Here is a 15,471-nt window from a genome sequence, read left to right as displayed (position 1 = left end):
ATTACGCCGTGGTCCTGCCGCCTCAGACGAAGCGGTTGACCAGCGCCTCCAGCTGTTCCTGACGGCCAGAGACCGGCTGCGGATCAAGCGCCCTGGCCTCGGCCTGATCGGCGATGGCCTCCAGCGTTGCGCCCTCGGCCAGATAGGCCTGCGCCTCGGCAGTGGTCCAACCGGCGTAACGGTCGCGGCGCTTGGCCTCGAGGCTATCACTTTCCAGCATGGCAGCGGCGGCGCGTAGCCCCCGCGCGCAGACGTCCATGGCCCCCACATGGGCCGCGATCAGATCCTCGGCATCCAGCGACTGACGGCGCAGCTTGGCATCGAAATTGGTGCCGCCGCTGGCAAAGCCACCGCCGCGCAGAATTTCATAATAGGCCAGCGCCACCTCCGGCACGTTGTTGGGGAACTGATCGGTGTCCCAGCCGGACTGGTAGTCGTTGCGGTTCATGTCGATGGAGCCAAAGATCCCCAGCGCGTTGGCCATGGCGATCTCATGTTCAAAGCTGTGACCGGCGAGGATCGCGTGACCCTGTTCAATGTTCACCTTCACCTCATCCTCAAGACCAAAGCGTTTGAGGAAGCCGTAAACGGTGGCAACGTCATAGTCATATTGATGTTTGGTCGGCTCCTGCGGCTTTGGCTCGATCAGGATCGCGCCTTTGAAGCCGATCTTGTGTTTGTAGTCGACCACCATCGACAGGAAACGGCCCATCTGCTCCAGCTCACGCGACAGATCGGTGTTGAGCAGGGTTTCATAGCCCTCGCGTCCGCCCCAAAGGACATAGTTCTCGCCGTTCAGACGATGGGTCAGATCCATGCAGGCGCGCACGGTGGAGGCGCAATAGGCAAAGACATCCGGGTCAGGGTTGGTGCTGGCGCCGGCCATATAGCGGCGGTTGGAGAACATATTGGCCGTCCCCCACAGAAGTTTCGGACCGCCATCTGCCATTTTCTGTTCCAGCAGATCGCCCATCTGGTTCAGGCGTTTGTGGCTTTCGGCGAGGCTTGCGCCTTCTGGCCGGATATCGTGGTCGTGGAAACAGTAGTACGGCACGCCGAGGATGCGGAACATGTCAAAGGCGGCCTCCGCCTTCATGCGCGCCAGATCCATGGTATCGGCGGGGAACCACGGCCGATCAAAGGTCTGCCCGCCAAAGGGGTCGTTCCCCTCCCAAACAAAGTTGTGCCAGTAGCAGACGGCAAAGCGCAGGTGGTCTTCCATCCGTTTGCCCATGATCATTTCATCGGGGTTGTAGTGGCGATAGGCCAGCCCGTCGCCATCTGGATTGTAGGTGATTGCTGCGATGTCGTCGAAATAGCCAGCCATGGTCAGGCCCTCTCTTCTGGCCCGACCGCAGGCTGCGGGGGCATGTTGTGTTTGAAATGGACGGCGGGAATGATCTGCGCGGTCAGCGGGTCGAACGGCAGCCCGTCGCTGAGCGCGACAAGGGCCGCAAGGGCGGCGGTGATTTCCTGCGCCGGTTTCTGGTCGATCACCGCATCAATAAGGCCCTGCGCCACGGCATCGCGGGTCGCGGCGCAGAGTTCGTGGCTGATCACCACCGGAGGGTGCGGCCGTGCCGTCGCCGACAGGGCCGCGACCAGCCCCGGAATGCCGGCACCCAGATTGTAGACCCCGGTAATGTCGGGGTTTGCATCAAGCGCGCGGCGCAGCGCCTGTTCCAGCACATCGGGGTCGTCGCCGGTCTCCAGCGGTGGCAGCACCGGCAGACCGGGCGAGACCACATCGCAGAACCCGGCGTAGCGGTCGGCATGATCGCGGGCGCTGAGACTGCCGGTGATGGGAAGGATCCGGCCCCGCCCTTCGGAGGCCGCTCCGCGATGGGCCAGCACCATCAGGTCGCCTGCGGTGCGACCTGCGGTCCGGTTGTCGATCCCCACATAGGCATCCCGCGTGGTTTCCGGGCTGTCGGCGACCAGTGTGACCACGGCAACACCCCTGGCCCGCAGGCTGGTCAGCCCGGCCTCAACCTGCGGATCCTCCACCGCCACAAGGCAGAGGCCGTCGTAATCCTCGGCGGCGCAGTTTTCGATCGCCCGCACCAGCGCCGCCGCATCAAAGGCAGGCACATGGGTGATGGTGATCTGCTGGCGCGCCTGCGCGCGGCGGGTCTGTTCGCTTTGGAGATGCTCATGCAGCCGGGCAAAGAAGCCCTCGCCCGCCATCGGCAGCAGAAAGGCAAACCGGTAGCGGCGACGGCGTGACAGATTGGCGGCGGTGATATCGCGCTGATAGCCCAGCTCGGCAATGGCGGCGCGCACCCGGTCCTGCGATTTTTTCGCCACCCCGCCGCGATTGTTCAGCACCCGGTCCGCCGTGGCGTAGCTGACCCCGGCCGCGGCAGCGACATCATGTAATGTGGGTTTTCCCATCCTTGCAGCCCATCTGTTTCCGGCAGTTTTGACAGACGTATATCATTTTCTGATAGACGTCTATCATTTTGTCGATCAAGCCGCGGTCGCCACGATCTGACAGGTGGCTGATGGATCACGGGGGCAAGGTCTGAAACGCAAAAAGCCACCACATGCTGTGGCGGCTGTCATAAAACCATCTTGGTCTAGATGTTATGGCGGAGAGACAGGGATTCGAACCCTGGAGACGGTTCCCCGCCTACACACTTTCCAGGCGTGCGCCTTCGACCACTCGGCCACCTCTCCGTTGGGCGGACTTTTGACGGATCACGGAAGCAATTGCAAGAGCGAAAACAGCAAAAAATTCACTCTTGCAGAAACTTATTTGCAGCCCGCGCTCAAGCCCCCAGATGCAGGTAGACACGGCGGTTCTGCTTGCCCTTTTTTTCAACCTTTCCAAGGCGGATAGGGCCAATTTCAGCGGTGCTGCGCACATGGGTGCCGCCGCAGGGTTGCAGGTCGATCTGCTCCTGCATCGTGCCGATCCGCACCAGCCGAATGCGGCCATTGCCACGGGGCGGCGCCACCGACATGGTTTTCACCAGATCGGGGTTTGCATCCAGCTCCTCCTCGGTGATCCAGCGTTCGCTGACCTCCAGATCGCGGCTGATGAGGGCGTTGAGCGCATCCTCCAGCGCCTGTTTGTCCTCCGGCGCCTCGGGCATGTTGAAATCAAGCCGCCCCTTGTCGGCGCCGATGGAACCGCCGGAGACCGGCAGGGGAATCACCACCGAGAGGAGATGCAGCGCGGTATGGATGCGCATATGGCCAAGGCGGCGGTCCCAGTCGAGGGTCTGCGTCACCTCCTGCCCGACGCTGGGCAGCGGCTGGTCAGGTTCCGGCAGCAGGACAATGGCGCCCGCCTCCCCCTTTACCGTATTGGTGATGGTCAGGCGGTGCGCCCCTGCCCCATCGGACCAGCTGAGATGACCGGTATCGCCCGGTTGCCCGCCCCCGGTTGCGTAAAAGACGGACTGGTTCAGCACCAGCCCGCCTTCGGTTGTGTGGTCAATGATCTGCGCCGGGGCCTGTTGTGCATAGGCATCCGTCAGGAACAATTGGTCGGTCATCGATCGCCGTCTCCGTCTTCATCGCCGCTGTCGGCTGCATCGTCCCGGTTGGAGAGGTCCTCCAGATCCGGGGTTTCGGGGCGTTTGCTGGCGGGCGCCGCTGCCGCAGCCGGTGATGGCCGGGCCGCGCTGTCCTGAACAGATCCGGGGCCAGATCCGGGGCCAGAGTCGGGCGCAGCTTCAGGCGCCGCGGCCGCCGCCGCCCCGGCCAGCGCCTCGGGGTTGCGGATCCAGATATCGCGCTGGGCGAAGGGGATCTCGATCCCGGCCTCGTCGAAGCGGCGGGCGATGTCGTAGTTCATGTCGGATTTCACCGACAGGACCCAGTTCACATCGCGCAGGATCGCGCGGATCTCAAAGTTGAGACTGTCCGCCCCAAAGCCCTGAAACACCACCGATGGCGGCGGGTTCATCAACACCATCGGATGTGCCTTGGCGACCTCGATCAGGATGGCCTCGACCTTGCGCGGGTCGGTGCCGTAGCTGACGCCGACAGGCACGATCACCCGGCCCACGGTATTGCCGCGAGTGTAATTGGTGACGGTGCCGGTGATCAGATCCGAGTTCGGAACAATCACATCGGTGCGGTCGAAGGTCTCGATCCGGGTGGAGCGCACGGAGATATCGCGCACATAGCCCATCAGGCCGCCAACCTCGATCCAGTCGCCCTTGGACACCGGGCGCTCGACCAGAAGGATGATGCCGGAGACAAAGTTCGACACGATGGTTTGCAGACCAAAGCCGATGCCCACAGAGAGCGCACCGGCGACAATGGCGAGCGACGACAGATCCAGACCGGCCATCGAAATCGCCACCAGAGCGGCCAGGAAAATCCCGACATAGCCCATGCCGGAGACGATGGCGTTCTGGCCGCCGACATCAATGCGGGTCTTGGGCAGCAGCGCGTTGCGCAGGCTGCCCTGCACCAGCCGGGTCAGACCGTAGCCGACGGCAAAGATGGTCACAAAGGTCAGAAAGGCGGTGGGCGAAATACGGGTGTCGCCAATCTGGAAGCCCTCGAGGAAGTTCGACCACAGCTCCGTCAGATCCGCAACGCGCGCGCCCCAGATCAGCGCCAGCATCGGCAGCGCCACCAGCGCCAGCGCAAAGCCGATCAGCGCCGTGAAGAGCGAGTCGCGGGCCGCGCTACCCTTGCCGGTGACAAAGCCGTAGAGATCGGCAAAGAACCGTTGCAGGACAAACAGGCCCGCCAGCATCGCCAGCGTCAGCATGGCCGGGTAGATCACCGCCTCGGCCGCGTTGAGATAGCCCACCGCAGCCAGCAGCGGCCCGGCAAAGCCGAGAAGGTAGATCGCCCGGCGCACCACCGCGATGATGCGATTGGCCCCGGCGGCGATGGCGCCTTCCTCGGGCTCCTCCTCGCTCTGTGCCTGACGCTGCTTGGCCCCGATGCGGTGCAGACGCAGCAGGATCAGCGCAGCACAGCTGATCAGCGGAAAGGCATAGACCGCGGAACTGCTGTCCGGGATGTTCTGGATCCGCTCGATGGTGGCAAAAACATCCTGCAGCACCAGGATCACCGCCATCATGTCGATCAGAAAGCGGGTCTCGGCCTGATTGCCCTCCTGTACGGGCAGCAGATCATTCTCGATCTGATTGGTATAGAGCTGCTCACCCAGCCAGTGGAACGACAGCATGATAAAGGCCCAGGCCGGCACGGATTCGAGGAAGATGCTGCCGCGCACCCCAAGAATGCCCGAAAGATCGACCGCTGCGACCAGAAAGATGACACCGATCAGCGGCAGCAGCACCTGTAGCAGCGAGACGACAAAGGTCCAGACGCCGGTGCCCCGCGCGCCGTAGCGCCGCAGGTAATCACCCGCCAGATGCGCCCATGGGCGCCCGCGCAGGATCAGCAGCATACCGATCAGCACCAGCACAAGAATGCCCACCAGATCGCCGCTGATGCGTTCGCTGGTGGTGTCATTGCGCAGCTGCGACAGGGTTTCATTGCCCACGGCGCGGCTGGCGTGGACCAGATCCCGCAGCGCGCCGGGCCAATGTTCGGGGTTGAGCGGCGAGGTGCCGCGTTCAAACAGTCGTTTGGTCAGCCGTTCGCGGACAATCTTGTCGATCTCGTTGATCAGGCCGTCGGCGCGGCTGTAGGCCTCTTCGGCGACGATGCGCGGCACCCGCAGCTCGTTGAGCTGCTGGGTCAGCGCGTCACGCAGCTGGGCGATGTCTTCGGGCTCTTCCTCGCCCTCGCCCGGTGGGGCGCCAAGCGCGTCCAGCTGGCCCTGAAGGGTCTGGATACGCTCGCCGTTTTCCCCACGCTTGGTCTGGAAGGTCTGCCGGAATTCGGCCAGCTCGCTGCGCAGCTGTTCCAAGGCGATATTGGAGGCGCGGCTGGCATCAATGACGTTTTCGGCCCGGTTCGCGGTGCGCAGCCAATCCTCGTAATAGGATTTCGAACGCGCATCGAGCTGGGCCAGAGCGGGAAAGGCCAGGCTGATCAGAAGAACCAGCCCGGCCAGACATTTCACAAAACCACGCATGAGGGCGATCATACGTCCTCGAACACGCCGGGGATAGAGGCCGGGGCGTGAGTCATCCAATCCGGCACCGGCAGGTTCTTTTCACGCAGGAAGTCGGGGTTGAACAGTTTCGACTGGTAGCGCGTGCCGTAGTCACAGAGCACGGTGACGATGGTCTTGCCCGGTCCCATGTCCTTGGCCATGCGCACGGCACCGGCGATATTGATCGCCGAGGAACCGCCCAGCACCAGACCCTCTTCGTGCAGGAGGTCGAAGACATAGGGCAGCGCGTCGCGGTCCTCGATCTGGTAGCAGAAATCCGGTTTGAACCCTTCAAGGTTCTTGGTGATGCGCACCTGGCCGATGCCTTCTGCGATGGAGCCGCCTTCGGTCACGATTTCACCGGTGGTGTAGTAGGAATAAAGCGCCGCGCCCATCGGATCGGCAAGGCCGATTTTTACGCCCTTGGGCTGGAGCACATCGGCCACACCTGCCAGCGTGCCGCCAGAACCGACCGCGCAGACGAAGCCGTCCACTTTGCCGTCGGTCTGCTCCCAGATCTCGGGTGCGGTGGTTTCGATATGGGCCTGCCGGTTGGCGACATTGTCGAACTGATTGGCCCAGATCGCGCCATTGGGTTCGGTCTTGGCCAGTTCCTTGGCCAGACGTTCCGAATAGCGGACAAAGTTGTTGGGATTGCGATAAGGCGCTGCGGGGACCTGCACCAGCTGGGCGCCGGCCAGTCGCAACATGTCCTTTTTCTCTTCGGACTGGGTTTCGGGGATCACGATCACCGTTTTGAAGCCCATCGACGCGCCAACCAGCGCCAGGCCGATCCCGGTGTTACCGGCAGTGCCCTCGACGATGGTGCCGCCCGGCTTCAGATCACCGCGCGCGATGGCGTCCTTGATGATATAAAGTGCGGCGCGGTCCTTGACCGACTGGCCGGGGTTCATGAACTCGGCCTTTCCCAGAATCTCACATCCGGTTTCATCGCTGACGCGGTTCAGGCGGATCAGAGGCGTGTGGCCGATCGCGTCGGCCAGATCATGTGCAATGCGCATGGTATCCCTTTCGATCATTCCAGTTGAGGTGTAGCCAAGGCATTGGACAACCACAAGCCGAGATAGCGGCGCGCCGCGCGGTTGGCGGGGTCAGCCCTGCCGCAAGCGCTCACGATGGCGTGACAGCCAGAGGGCGGCGGTGACCAATGGCATGTCCTGGTAGGTCTGGTCATCTACGCCCTGTATCAGCGCCTCATAGGGCAGGATCTGGCTGCGGATATCTTCGCCCTCGCTCTCCAGTCCACCGCCGCCAGCGATCTCATCAAAGTCGCAGAGACCCACAAAAATATGCAGAAATTCGCCTGAGGCGCCGCTGGAGGGGTAGACCTGGGCGACGGTTTCCAGCTGGTCGATCTTCAGCCCCGCCTCCTCCATCGCCTCGCGGCGGGCGGCCTGTTCGGGGGTTTCGCCGGGGTCGATCAGCCCGGCCACCGGCTCCCACATCCAGGGGCGCTGGTTGCCCGCGATATAGGTGGCGGCGCGGAACTGTTCGATCAGCAAAACCGCGTCGCGGCGGCGATCATAGGGCAGCACCACCGCCGCCTGCCCCACCAGCGCGACGCCCCGGTTGATCACCGGGCTGAGGCTGCCGTCATAGCGGCGGAATTGCAGGTCCATCTCCTCCATCGCGAAGAAGTTGAGATAGGCGCGTTTATGCTGGTGGACGACGACGTCGCGGGCCAGATCGTGATCTGGATCGCCGGGGCGGTTCTGCGCCGCGAGCCAGGCGGCGGCGCGGATGCGGATCGGGCGGAACCGCTCGGCCACCTCGGCGGCGGTCAGGCGACCGCGATAGGCCATGACCTCCTCTGCCGCGCGCAGCGACAAGGCGCCCCATTTCTGCTGCCAGTCGCCCAGATCCCAGGCCGCCCCGGTCTGCCACAGGCCCGGCTCCGGGAAATAGACCTCCGCCGGGGCGCTGCCGCCTGCGTCCAGCGCGACCGTGACGGGGCGCAGCGTATAGTCGAACCCGCCTTCGTAGAAATTCAGCGCCGCCATATCGTCCGGGGTGAGACCGCGCAGCAGCAGCCCCGGTGCGCGGTGGCCGACGCGGGCCTCTATCGCCGGGAAAGGCTGATCCACCACCGCAAAGGCACCGTGATCGGGCAGATGTGCAGGGGTGACATCCAGCGCGGCACCTGACCGCCCCAACACCAGTTCAAGCAGCGGCATATGGCGCAGCGTGCCATAGACAAAAAGATCAACCACGGTCTGTATCCTGTTGGAATTCTGTTATCTCAGCGCCAGCGTCTTGCGGCATTCTCGGTCACCAGACCGCTGAAGATGCCGCCGATCACCAGCGCCAGCAACACATGTGGCACCGCCATCACGAAAAAGAAATCCAAACCGATGACAAAAATCGCCGAAAGCGCCTCAAACGGGCCGTCATAGCGGTTGCGCATGGCGAGGCGAAACATTTCCCAGGCGCCTTGCAGAAACAGCCCCCAGAGCACCAGCAGGGCCACACCGGTGACGCCGTTGTTGATCGCATTGACCACGCCGCGGCCGACATGGCGGCCGACCCAGACCCAGCCGATCAGCGCGCCAAGCGCGGCGTTGAGCGGCACGAAATAGCCGAAATCGGTGCCCTCGGGCATCAGTGGCATGATCAGGAAAGAGGCGGCAATCGCGACAAGCGCCATGCTGACGGCGGCGATAAGGCGGGCGGCTGTGGGCATGATCGGGGCTTTCGTTCAGCGGTGGGCCAGTGTGATCTGGGTCACGTCGCAGGTTTGCGCCTTGAACGCGGCGGCGCAGGAGGTGAGATAGAAATTCCACATCTTTTTGAACCGATCATCAAATCCCATGGCCGCAATCTCGTCCCAGCGACTGTTAAAGGTGGTGTGCCAACGCCGCAGCGTCTGATCGTAGCTATCACCGAATTCGAGCGATTTCATGACCTTTAGCCCGGCATTTTCAACCTGCTGGCGCAAGATCCCGGGTGCAGGGAGCATGCCGCCGGGAAAGATGTGTTTCTGGATGAAATCAACGCCGCGTTTGTAGACCGTCCAGCGCCGGTCGGCGACGGTGATGATCTGCAAGGTGGCCTGACCGCCGGGGCGCAGCCGGTCGTGGATCATCCTGAAATAGGCGGGCCAGTATTTTTCGCCCACCGCCTCGAACATCTCGATAGAGGCAATGCCATCGAAGGTGCCGTCACAGTCGCGGTAATCCTGCATCCTGAGCTCGACCCGGTCGGAAAGCCCCGCCTTTTCAATGCGCTCGCGGGCGTATCTCAACTGTTCGGCACTGATGGTGAGGCCCGTGACCCGCAGGCCGCGTTCGCGGGCTGCATATTCGGCAAACCCGCCCCAGCCGCAGCCGACCTCCAGCACGTGATCGCCGGGCTGCACGCCCATCTGGTCGACCATGGAGGCATATTTGGCGGTCTGCGCCGCCTCCAGGCTTTCCTGCCCGGTTTTGAACAGGGCGCTGGAATAGGTCATCGTGTCATCAAGCCACAGCCCGTAGAAGGCGTTGCCGAGGTCATAGTGATAGGAGATATTCGCCTTGGCCTGCGCGCGGTGATTGCGTTGCAGCCAGAAGCGAAACTGTTCATAGGCGCGGATCAGCCCGCGTCCCGGAAAGCCATCATAGACGGTTTCAGACCCCAGATGTACCAGATCCATGAAGGCCTGAAGATCGGATGTGCTCCACCAGCCATCAAGATAGGCATCGGAGAACCCCAGATCCCCCTCGCGGATCAACCGGGCGAAACAATCGGGGTTGTGAATGCGCAGATCTGCCACCGGACCGGGGCGGTCGCCAGTGACACGGAACACCCGACCGTCCGGCAGATGGATGTCCAGCTGCCCCACCTCCAGCGCCTGCAACTGGTCAAAGATCGCCGCGAAATAGCGCGGCAGATTGGCCTGTCCTTCGGTCTGTGTGAGCGCCATTCTCTCCTCCCCTAGACGGGTCCGGTGGGTTCACGGCCCCTGTCCAGAGAAAAGGCTAGGCCAAATCAGGCGCTTCTGGCAAGGGATCTGTCAGTCCTCGGGCAGCTCGCGCTGACCGTAAACCTCAAGCGCGCGGGCGCGACCCTCTTTCAGATCAACGAAGGGGCTGGCGCGTCTGTCCTGCGGCGACAGCTCCCAGGACAGGGGTGTCGCGCGGTAGAAATCCAGCGCCGTCTGCGGCGGGCTGTCCTGACCTTCGGCGATCCACGCGGATTGGTAGCTGCCCTTGGGGTCGAATTTCTCCAGCTGGCCGTCAGGGTTGAAAATCCGGAAAAACGGCGAGGCATCGGGGCCGGAGCCGGCCACCCACTGCCAGCCCATGGCGTTGGAGGCCGGATCCCAGTCCACCAGACACTCCTCGAACCATTTCTGACCGATGCGCCAGTGGGTGAGCATATGTTTGGTCAGGAAACTGGCCACGATCATCCGGGCGCGATTGTGCATCTTGCCGGTCACATAGAGTTCGCGCATGGCGGCATCGACGAAATTGTAACCGGTCTGACCACGCCGCCAGGCCTCGACCCGGTCGTCGTCCTGCTCGGACCAGCGGAAGCTCTCCCATTCGGGGCGCCAGTTGCGGGTCAGGATATGCGGTGTGTGGAACATCAGGTGGTAGGCGAATTCGCGCCAGACGATTTCCTTGAGAAAATGCTCAGCGCCGGATTTGCCTGCGCGACGTGCCTCCAGCCCGTGATGCCACATGCGGCGCGGGCTGATTTCTCCCCAGGCGAGGTTTTCAGACAGGCCGGATGTGGCATCCACAGCCGGAAAGTCTCGGTCCTGTTTGTAGTCGGCCACGCGGGAGTCGAGGAATTCCGCCAGCCGCTCCTGCGCGGCATCTTCCCCGACCCGGCAATATTGCGCCACGATGTCAGCGCCGCGGCGCATATCAGCGGCGAGTTTCCAGCTGTCCAGATCATCAGAGGCGGGCCATTGCTCCGGCGCGGGTATTCGGGATGGGGCGGCGATCAGATCCGCGACATCGCGGTCGCGCACGGATTTCCAGTAGGGCGAATAGACCCGGTACATGCCGCCGGTCTTGGTCTCGACGGTCCAGGGTTCAAACAGCAGATGACCACCAAAAGACTGCGCCGCAACGCCCTGCCCATTCAGCTGTTCCTTGATGGTGGTGTCGCGGGCGATGGCGTCGGGATCATAGGCGCGGCTCCAGTGCACCGCCCCTGCCCCGGTCTCCGCGATCACCTGCGCCAGCACCTCGGCTGCCGGACCACGCCGCAGGATCAGGCGGCTGCCGCGCTGCTCCAGCATCTTGGCCAGATGGGCAAGCCCCAGCCCCAGCCGGAACTTTGGCGCAGCGCCCAGGTGTTCATCCAGCGTGTCAAAGACAAAGAGCGGGATCACCGGGGTGCCCCGGGCGACGGCCGCCTCAAGGGCGGGGTTGTCGGCGAGCCGCAGGTCTCGGCGCAGCCACCAGATCACCGGCGCCTGTGGCGGGGTATGGTCAGTCATGAAAGATCAAGGTCCCTGTATCGCTGCGGTTTTCACAACACGCGATCTAGGGCCTCGATCAACTGTGTCATCTCTTTTTTCGAGGTGTAATGCGTAAAACTGAGCCGCAGCACGCCGTCACCGGTAGAGACACCCATCGCATTCAGGGCACGCAGCGCATAGAAATCACCGCCCCCCGCCATGATGCCATGTTCGGCCAGTTCACCGGCTACGGCTTCGGCGGGGCGATCCAGCGCCAGTGCCACGGTGGGCGCGCGTCTGCTGGCATCAGAGGGGCCGATCAGGCGCAGATCGTTGCGGTCCTTCACCATATCGAGCAGCGGTTGCAGCAGCTCCAACTCATGGGCGCGCATCAGATCGTGGACAAAGGCCCCCTGTGCCGCGCCTTCGGTCAGCGGGCCGCCGTGATGATGGGCCAGCGCGGCGATGTAGTCAGCCATGCCCGCGCAGGCGGCGACCTGAGCGTGGTCCGGCCCCGCCGGAGTGAAGCGTTTGTAGAGCGCGTCACCGTTGAAGAAATGTCCCTGATTGGGCAGCAGCTCCCCCAGGGCGCGGCGGATCACCATCAGCCCCTGATGCGGCCCGTAGGTCTTATAGGCGGAGAACAGATAGATATCCGGCCCCAGCTCGCCGACATTGGGCAGGCCATGGGGCGCGTAAGAGACACCATCGACGCAGACAAAGGCGCCGGCCGCATGGGCCAGAGCGGTGATTTCGGTGACCGGGTTCAGCTCCCCGACCACGTTGGAACAATGCGGAAAACAGACCAGCCGGACGTTTTCGTCCAGAAGATTTTCCAGATCTGCGGGGTTCAGATGGCCGGTTTGCGGGTCGATCTGCCATTCACGCACCTCGATCCCGGCATCCGCAAGGCGCCGCCACGGGCCGCTGTTGGCCTCGTGATCCTGATTGGTGACGATGATCGCCTCCCCCGGAGACAGGAACTGACGAAAGGCCTGCGCCAGCACATAGGTGTTCTGGGTGGTCGAGGGGCCAAAGCTCAGCTCATCCCGTGCCACCCCGAGGATGCCGGAAAGCCGGTGCCGCGCCTCGTCCATCTCGTCGCCCGCCAGCGTCGAGGCCTCATAGGGGGCATAGGGCTGCACTTTGCGTTCGGTATAAAAACGGGTGAGCCGGTTGATCACCTGCTGACAGGTATAAGAGCCACCGGCGTTCTCGAAAAAGGCCTGACCTTGCAGGTTGGGCGCTGCAAAGGCCGGAAACTGGCTGCGGACAAAGTCGATATCAAGGGCCATGGTCTCTCCTCTTTCTGTCTCAGAAGAAGTGACGGCGATGATGCGCAAGGTCAAGCGCGGAGAGACTGCGGCCGCCGCTGACCTGATGTCATTTTCTGTCAACAGTGGCGGGTAGCTAGGGGATACATCAACACGAAAGGATGCAGATGATGGCCTATACGCCCAAGGATTTTCTGGTCTGGGGAGAGATCCCCGTCACCGACATGGACGGCGCGCGCAAGTTCTACGAGCATGTGACCGGCGCCGCGCTGGAACTGGTCAGCGATGGACCAAACCCGATGCTGCTGTTTCGCCCCAAGGACCCGGCAACCGGGGTCGCGCTGAGCATATATCCCGGCACCCCGGCCCCGGATGGTGTTGGCCCGACCCTGCATCTGGCCGCCGAAGGTGCGCTGGCCGATGTGATGACGCGGGTGACCGACGCCGGTGGGCAGGTGGTGTCAGAGGCGGTGCCGCTGCCCGACGGGCAGTTCTTCTACGCCAAAGACCCCGACGGCAATTCGGTCGGCTTCTATGAGGCCAAGAGCTGAACGGCAAACGCCCCGGAGTTCTCCGGGGCGTTTCTGGGCATTGCCGGTCCGGGATGGCGGCGCGGGATCAGCGCGCCTCGGTCTGCAATCCGCGCAGGATCGCCCAGCACATCAGCAGCAGCACGATGGTGAACGGCAAGCCGGTGGAGATCACCATCGCCTGCAGGGCCACAAGACCACCGCCGAGCAGCAGCACGATCGCAACCGCACCTTCGAACACGCACCAGAAGACCCGTTGCGGCAGCGGCGCGTCGACCTTGCCGCCTGCGGTGATGGTGTCGATCACCAGCGAGCCGGAGTCCGAAGAGGTGACGAAGAACACGATCACCAGAAGGATGCCGACAAAGGAGGTGATCGAGGCCAGCGGCAGCTGATCCAGCATCTTGAACAGCTTCAGCTCAAGTGCGGCATCCTGCGCGCCGGTATAGCCATCAGCCACCACCTGATGAATGGCGGTGCCGCCAAAGACGCTCATCCACAGGACGCAGACCAGGCTGGGGATCAGCAGAACGCAGATGATGAACTCGCGCACGGTGCGACCCCGGCTGACGCGGGCGATGAACATGCCGACAAACGGCGACCAGCTGATCCACCACGCCCAGTAAAAGGCGGTCCAGCCCTGGCTGTAGTTGGCATCCTCGCGGCCGAAGGGCATGGAGAGCGCCGGCAGATACTGCACATAGGCCACCAGACTGTCGAAGAAGCCGGTGATGATCAGCAGCGTTGGCCCGACCAGAAGCACGAAGATCAACAGCAGGAAGGCCAGCCCCATGTTGATTTCGCTCAGCACTTTCACACCGCCATCAAGACCGCGCACAACCGAGATCAGCGCAACCGCGGTGATGGCGGAGATCAGCAGCACCTCGGTGGTTGAGCCAACCGGCACACCGAACAGCTCGTTCAGGCCCGCATTGGCCTGTGTCGCGCCAAAGCCCAGCGAGGTTGCAAGGCCAAAGAGCGTGGCGAAAACCGCCAGAATGTCGATGATATGGCCGGTCCAGCCCCAGACCCGCTCGCCGAAGATCGGGTAGAAGGCCGAGCGGATGGTGAGTGGCAGCCCCTTGTTGAAGGAGAACAGCGCCAGCGAAAGGGCAACAATCGCGTAGATCGCCCATGGGTGCAGGCCCCAGTGATAGATCGTCGCCGCCATGCCCAGACGCACGGCTTCGGTGCTGTCCCCGGCTGCGCCGCCCAGCGGCGCCCAGTCGGTGCGGGCGCCATTTTCACCCATGCTCACGCCACCAAAGGCGGTGGAGTAATGGCTCATCGGTTCGCTGACGCCGTAGAACATCAGGCCGATGCCCATGCCGGCCGCAAACAGCATCGCAAACCAGCCGATGTAGGTATAATCGGGTGCCGCGTCGGCCCCGCCAAGGCGCACCTTGCCCCAGGGCGAGACGATCAGGAAGAAACAGAACAGCACGAAGATATTGCCCGCGCTGAGGAAGAACCAGTCGAACGAGCTGGTCACGGCGGGGCGCAGCCAGCCAAAGAAGGTTGCCGCCTGTTCCGGCAGAACCAGCGCGTAGAACACAAACAGCATGATGCTGATGCCGGAGACCATGAAAACCGGGTTGTGGATGTCAAATCCAATCGGTCCCACGGATCCTTCCAGATTGTCCTGTCCGATTTCATATTCGGTGTCGATGACGGCGGCCTCACCGTCGGGGGCGGGTATGCCCTGATTGGCCGTTTCGTCTGTCATGGGTGTCCCTGTTCTGTCTTATGTGAACGTCCAGTGTCTCAACCGTCGCGCGCTGCGCAGGTTCCCGCCGATCGCGAAAAAAATGCAGCCCCCGCACGGGTGCCTCTCCATGACCGGCGCCCGCTGAGCAGGCGGTCGGGCGCGATCATCACAGCGCTCATGCCGACAATGATCGCCGATAGATCCGCGTCAACCCAGTCACACGCTGCGGTCAGGCAGCGGCTGGCGTGGCCATGGACAGATCACCAGCCTAGCAGAAAACCATGCAAATGTCGCGTCTTGTGGGGCGATCTGCGTGACAGCGGTGCAATCGCTGCGCGACATGCGCCCGGTTGCCGGGTCTATGACGCGGGGATTGACCAGCTGGCCCCGCGGACGCGCAAAGAACGCGCAGGCTGGCTGCGCGTTCTGACAGGTTTCCCTGTGATCATCGCCCGATCAATCTCTGATCTGTCGACCTTCAGGCGGGCTGCCCCGTCAGCAGGGGC

At 63.1% G+C, this 15,471-nt stretch carries 12 protein-coding genes and 1 tRNA gene; 1 reads left to right on the top strand and 12 read right to left on the bottom strand.

Features of this window, described 5'->3' with window-relative positions; genetic code table 11:
- Nucleotides 1-22: 22 nt before the first annotated feature.
- The 11 genes from xylA to VXL81_RS04525 all read right to left on the bottom strand — a co-directional run bounded on the left by xylA (nucleotide 23) and on the right by VXL81_RS04525 (nucleotide 12,748).
- On the bottom strand, nucleotides 23-1,327 hold the full coding sequence (gene xylA / locus VXL81_RS04575; protein WP_416553121.1) for a xylose isomerase: 1,305 nt from the start codon (nucleotides 1,325-1,327) through the stop codon (nucleotides 23-25).
- Between the two features lie 2 nt (nucleotides 1,328-1,329).
- Entirely contained in the window at nucleotides 1,330-2,394 is a 1,065-nt protein-coding gene (locus VXL81_RS04570) for a LacI family DNA-binding transcriptional regulator (protein ID WP_416553119.1), read from the bottom strand.
- Between the two features lie 195 nt (nucleotides 2,395-2,589).
- A tRNA-Ser gene (locus VXL81_RS04565) sits at nucleotides 2,590-2,679 on the bottom strand.
- Nucleotides 2,680-2,771: 92 nt separating this feature from the next.
- Nucleotides 2,772-3,503 carry an alanyl-tRNA editing protein gene (locus tag VXL81_RS04560; RefSeq protein WP_416553117.1) on the bottom strand — a complete coding sequence of 244 codons (732 nt, stop codon included), beginning with the start codon at nucleotides 3,501-3,503 and terminating at the stop codon, nucleotides 2,772-2,774.
- Complete coding sequence (locus VXL81_RS04555) at nucleotides 3,500-6,031, bottom strand: DUF3772 domain-containing protein (RefSeq protein ID WP_416553115.1); 2,532 nt, start codon at nucleotides 6,029-6,031, stop codon at nucleotides 3,500-3,502. The genes VXL81_RS04560 and VXL81_RS04555 overlap by 4 nt, the downstream gene beginning before the upstream one ends.
- Nucleotides 6,028-7,062, bottom strand: coding sequence for a cysteine synthase A (locus tag VXL81_RS04550; protein WP_416553113.1), 1,035 nt, complete (start codon nucleotides 7,060-7,062; stop codon nucleotides 6,028-6,030). The genes VXL81_RS04555 and VXL81_RS04550 overlap by 4 nt, the downstream gene beginning before the upstream one ends.
- Before the next feature lie 90 nt (nucleotides 7,063-7,152).
- Entirely contained in the window at nucleotides 7,153-8,271 is a 1,119-nt protein-coding gene (locus VXL81_RS04545) for an NUDIX domain-containing protein (RefSeq protein WP_416540256.1), read from the bottom strand.
- A gap of 29 nt (nucleotides 8,272-8,300) precedes the next feature.
- Complete coding sequence (locus tag VXL81_RS04540) at nucleotides 8,301-8,741, bottom strand: TrgA family protein (protein ID WP_340545414.1); 441 nt, start codon at nucleotides 8,739-8,741, stop codon at nucleotides 8,301-8,303.
- Nucleotides 8,742-8,756: 15 nt separating this feature from the next.
- Nucleotides 8,757-9,962: a class I SAM-dependent methyltransferase gene (locus VXL81_RS04535; RefSeq protein WP_416553111.1), complete on the bottom strand. Its 1,206-nt coding sequence runs from the start codon at nucleotides 9,960-9,962 to the stop codon at nucleotides 8,757-8,759.
- A 90-nt stretch (nucleotides 9,963-10,052) separates the two neighbouring features.
- The gene (locus VXL81_RS04530) at nucleotides 10,053-11,492 is read right to left on the bottom strand and encodes a cryptochrome/photolyase family protein (protein ID WP_416553109.1); all 1,440 of its coding nucleotides are present in this window, start codon (nucleotides 11,490-11,492) and stop codon (nucleotides 10,053-10,055) included.
- A gap of 32 nt (nucleotides 11,493-11,524) precedes the next feature.
- On the bottom strand, nucleotides 11,525-12,748 hold the full coding sequence (locus VXL81_RS04525) for an aminotransferase class V-fold PLP-dependent enzyme (protein WP_416553107.1): 1,224 nt from the start codon (nucleotides 12,746-12,748) through the stop codon (nucleotides 11,525-11,527).
- Between the two features lie 146 nt (nucleotides 12,749-12,894).
- Between VXL81_RS04525 and VXL81_RS04520 the strand changes: the two genes are divergently transcribed.
- Nucleotides 12,895-13,278: a VOC family protein gene (locus tag VXL81_RS04520; RefSeq protein ID WP_416538677.1), complete on the top strand. Its 384-nt coding sequence runs from the start codon at nucleotides 12,895-12,897 to the stop codon at nucleotides 13,276-13,278.
- Between the two features lie 67 nt (nucleotides 13,279-13,345).
- On the opposite strand, the gene VXL81_RS04515 is transcribed toward VXL81_RS04520, so the two are convergent.
- On the bottom strand, nucleotides 13,346-14,983 hold the full coding sequence (locus VXL81_RS04515) for a BCCT family transporter (RefSeq protein ID WP_340545409.1): 1,638 nt from the start codon (nucleotides 14,981-14,983) through the stop codon (nucleotides 13,346-13,348).
- Between the last annotated feature and the right edge of the window lie 488 nt (nucleotides 14,984-15,471).

Source organism: Phaeobacter sp. JH204B (assembly GCF_048055755.1).
In the GTDB taxonomy this organism is placed as follows: domain Bacteria; phylum Pseudomonadota; class Alphaproteobacteria; order Rhodobacterales; family Rhodobacteraceae; genus Phaeobacter; species Phaeobacter bryozoorum.
This window is presented reverse-complemented; position numbering and strand designations above follow the sequence as displayed.

Coding starts and splice junctions, on each gene's coding strand:
- VXL81_RS04550 (WP_416553113.1), bottom strand. CDS start 7,062: ATGCGCATTGCACATGATCTGGCCGACGCGATCGGCCACACGCCTCTG.
- VXL81_RS04570 (WP_416553119.1), bottom strand. CDS start 2,394: ATGGGAAAACCCACATTACATGATGTCGCTGCCGCGGCCGGGGTCAGC.
- VXL81_RS04525 (WP_416553107.1), bottom strand. CDS start 12,748: ATGGCCCTTGATATCGACTTTGTCCGCAGCCAGTTTCCGGCCTTTGCA.
- VXL81_RS04560 (WP_416553117.1), bottom strand. CDS start 3,503: ATGACCGACCAATTGTTCCTGACGGATGCCTATGCACAACAGGCCCCG.
- xylA (WP_416553121.1), bottom strand. CDS start 1,327: ATGGCTGGCTATTTCGACGACATCGCAGCAATCACCTACAATCCAGAT.
- VXL81_RS04515 (WP_340545409.1), bottom strand. CDS start 14,983: ATGACAGACGAAACGGCCAATCAGGGCATACCCGCCCCCGACGGTGAG.
- VXL81_RS04520 (WP_416538677.1), top strand. CDS start 12,895: ATGATGGCCTATACGCCCAAGGATTTTCTGGTCTGGGGAGAGATCCCC.
- VXL81_RS04555 (WP_416553115.1), bottom strand. CDS start 6,031: ATGATCGCCCTCATGCGTGGTTTTGTGAAATGTCTGGCCGGGCTGGTT.
- VXL81_RS04540 (WP_340545414.1), bottom strand. CDS start 8,741: ATGCCCACAGCCGCCCGCCTTATCGCCGCCGTCAGCATGGCGCTTGTC.
- VXL81_RS04535 (WP_416553111.1), bottom strand. CDS start 9,962: ATGGCGCTCACACAGACCGAAGGACAGGCCAATCTGCCGCGCTATTTC.
- VXL81_RS04530 (WP_416553109.1), bottom strand. CDS start 11,492: ATGACTGACCATACCCCGCCACAGGCGCCGGTGATCTGGTGGCTGCGC.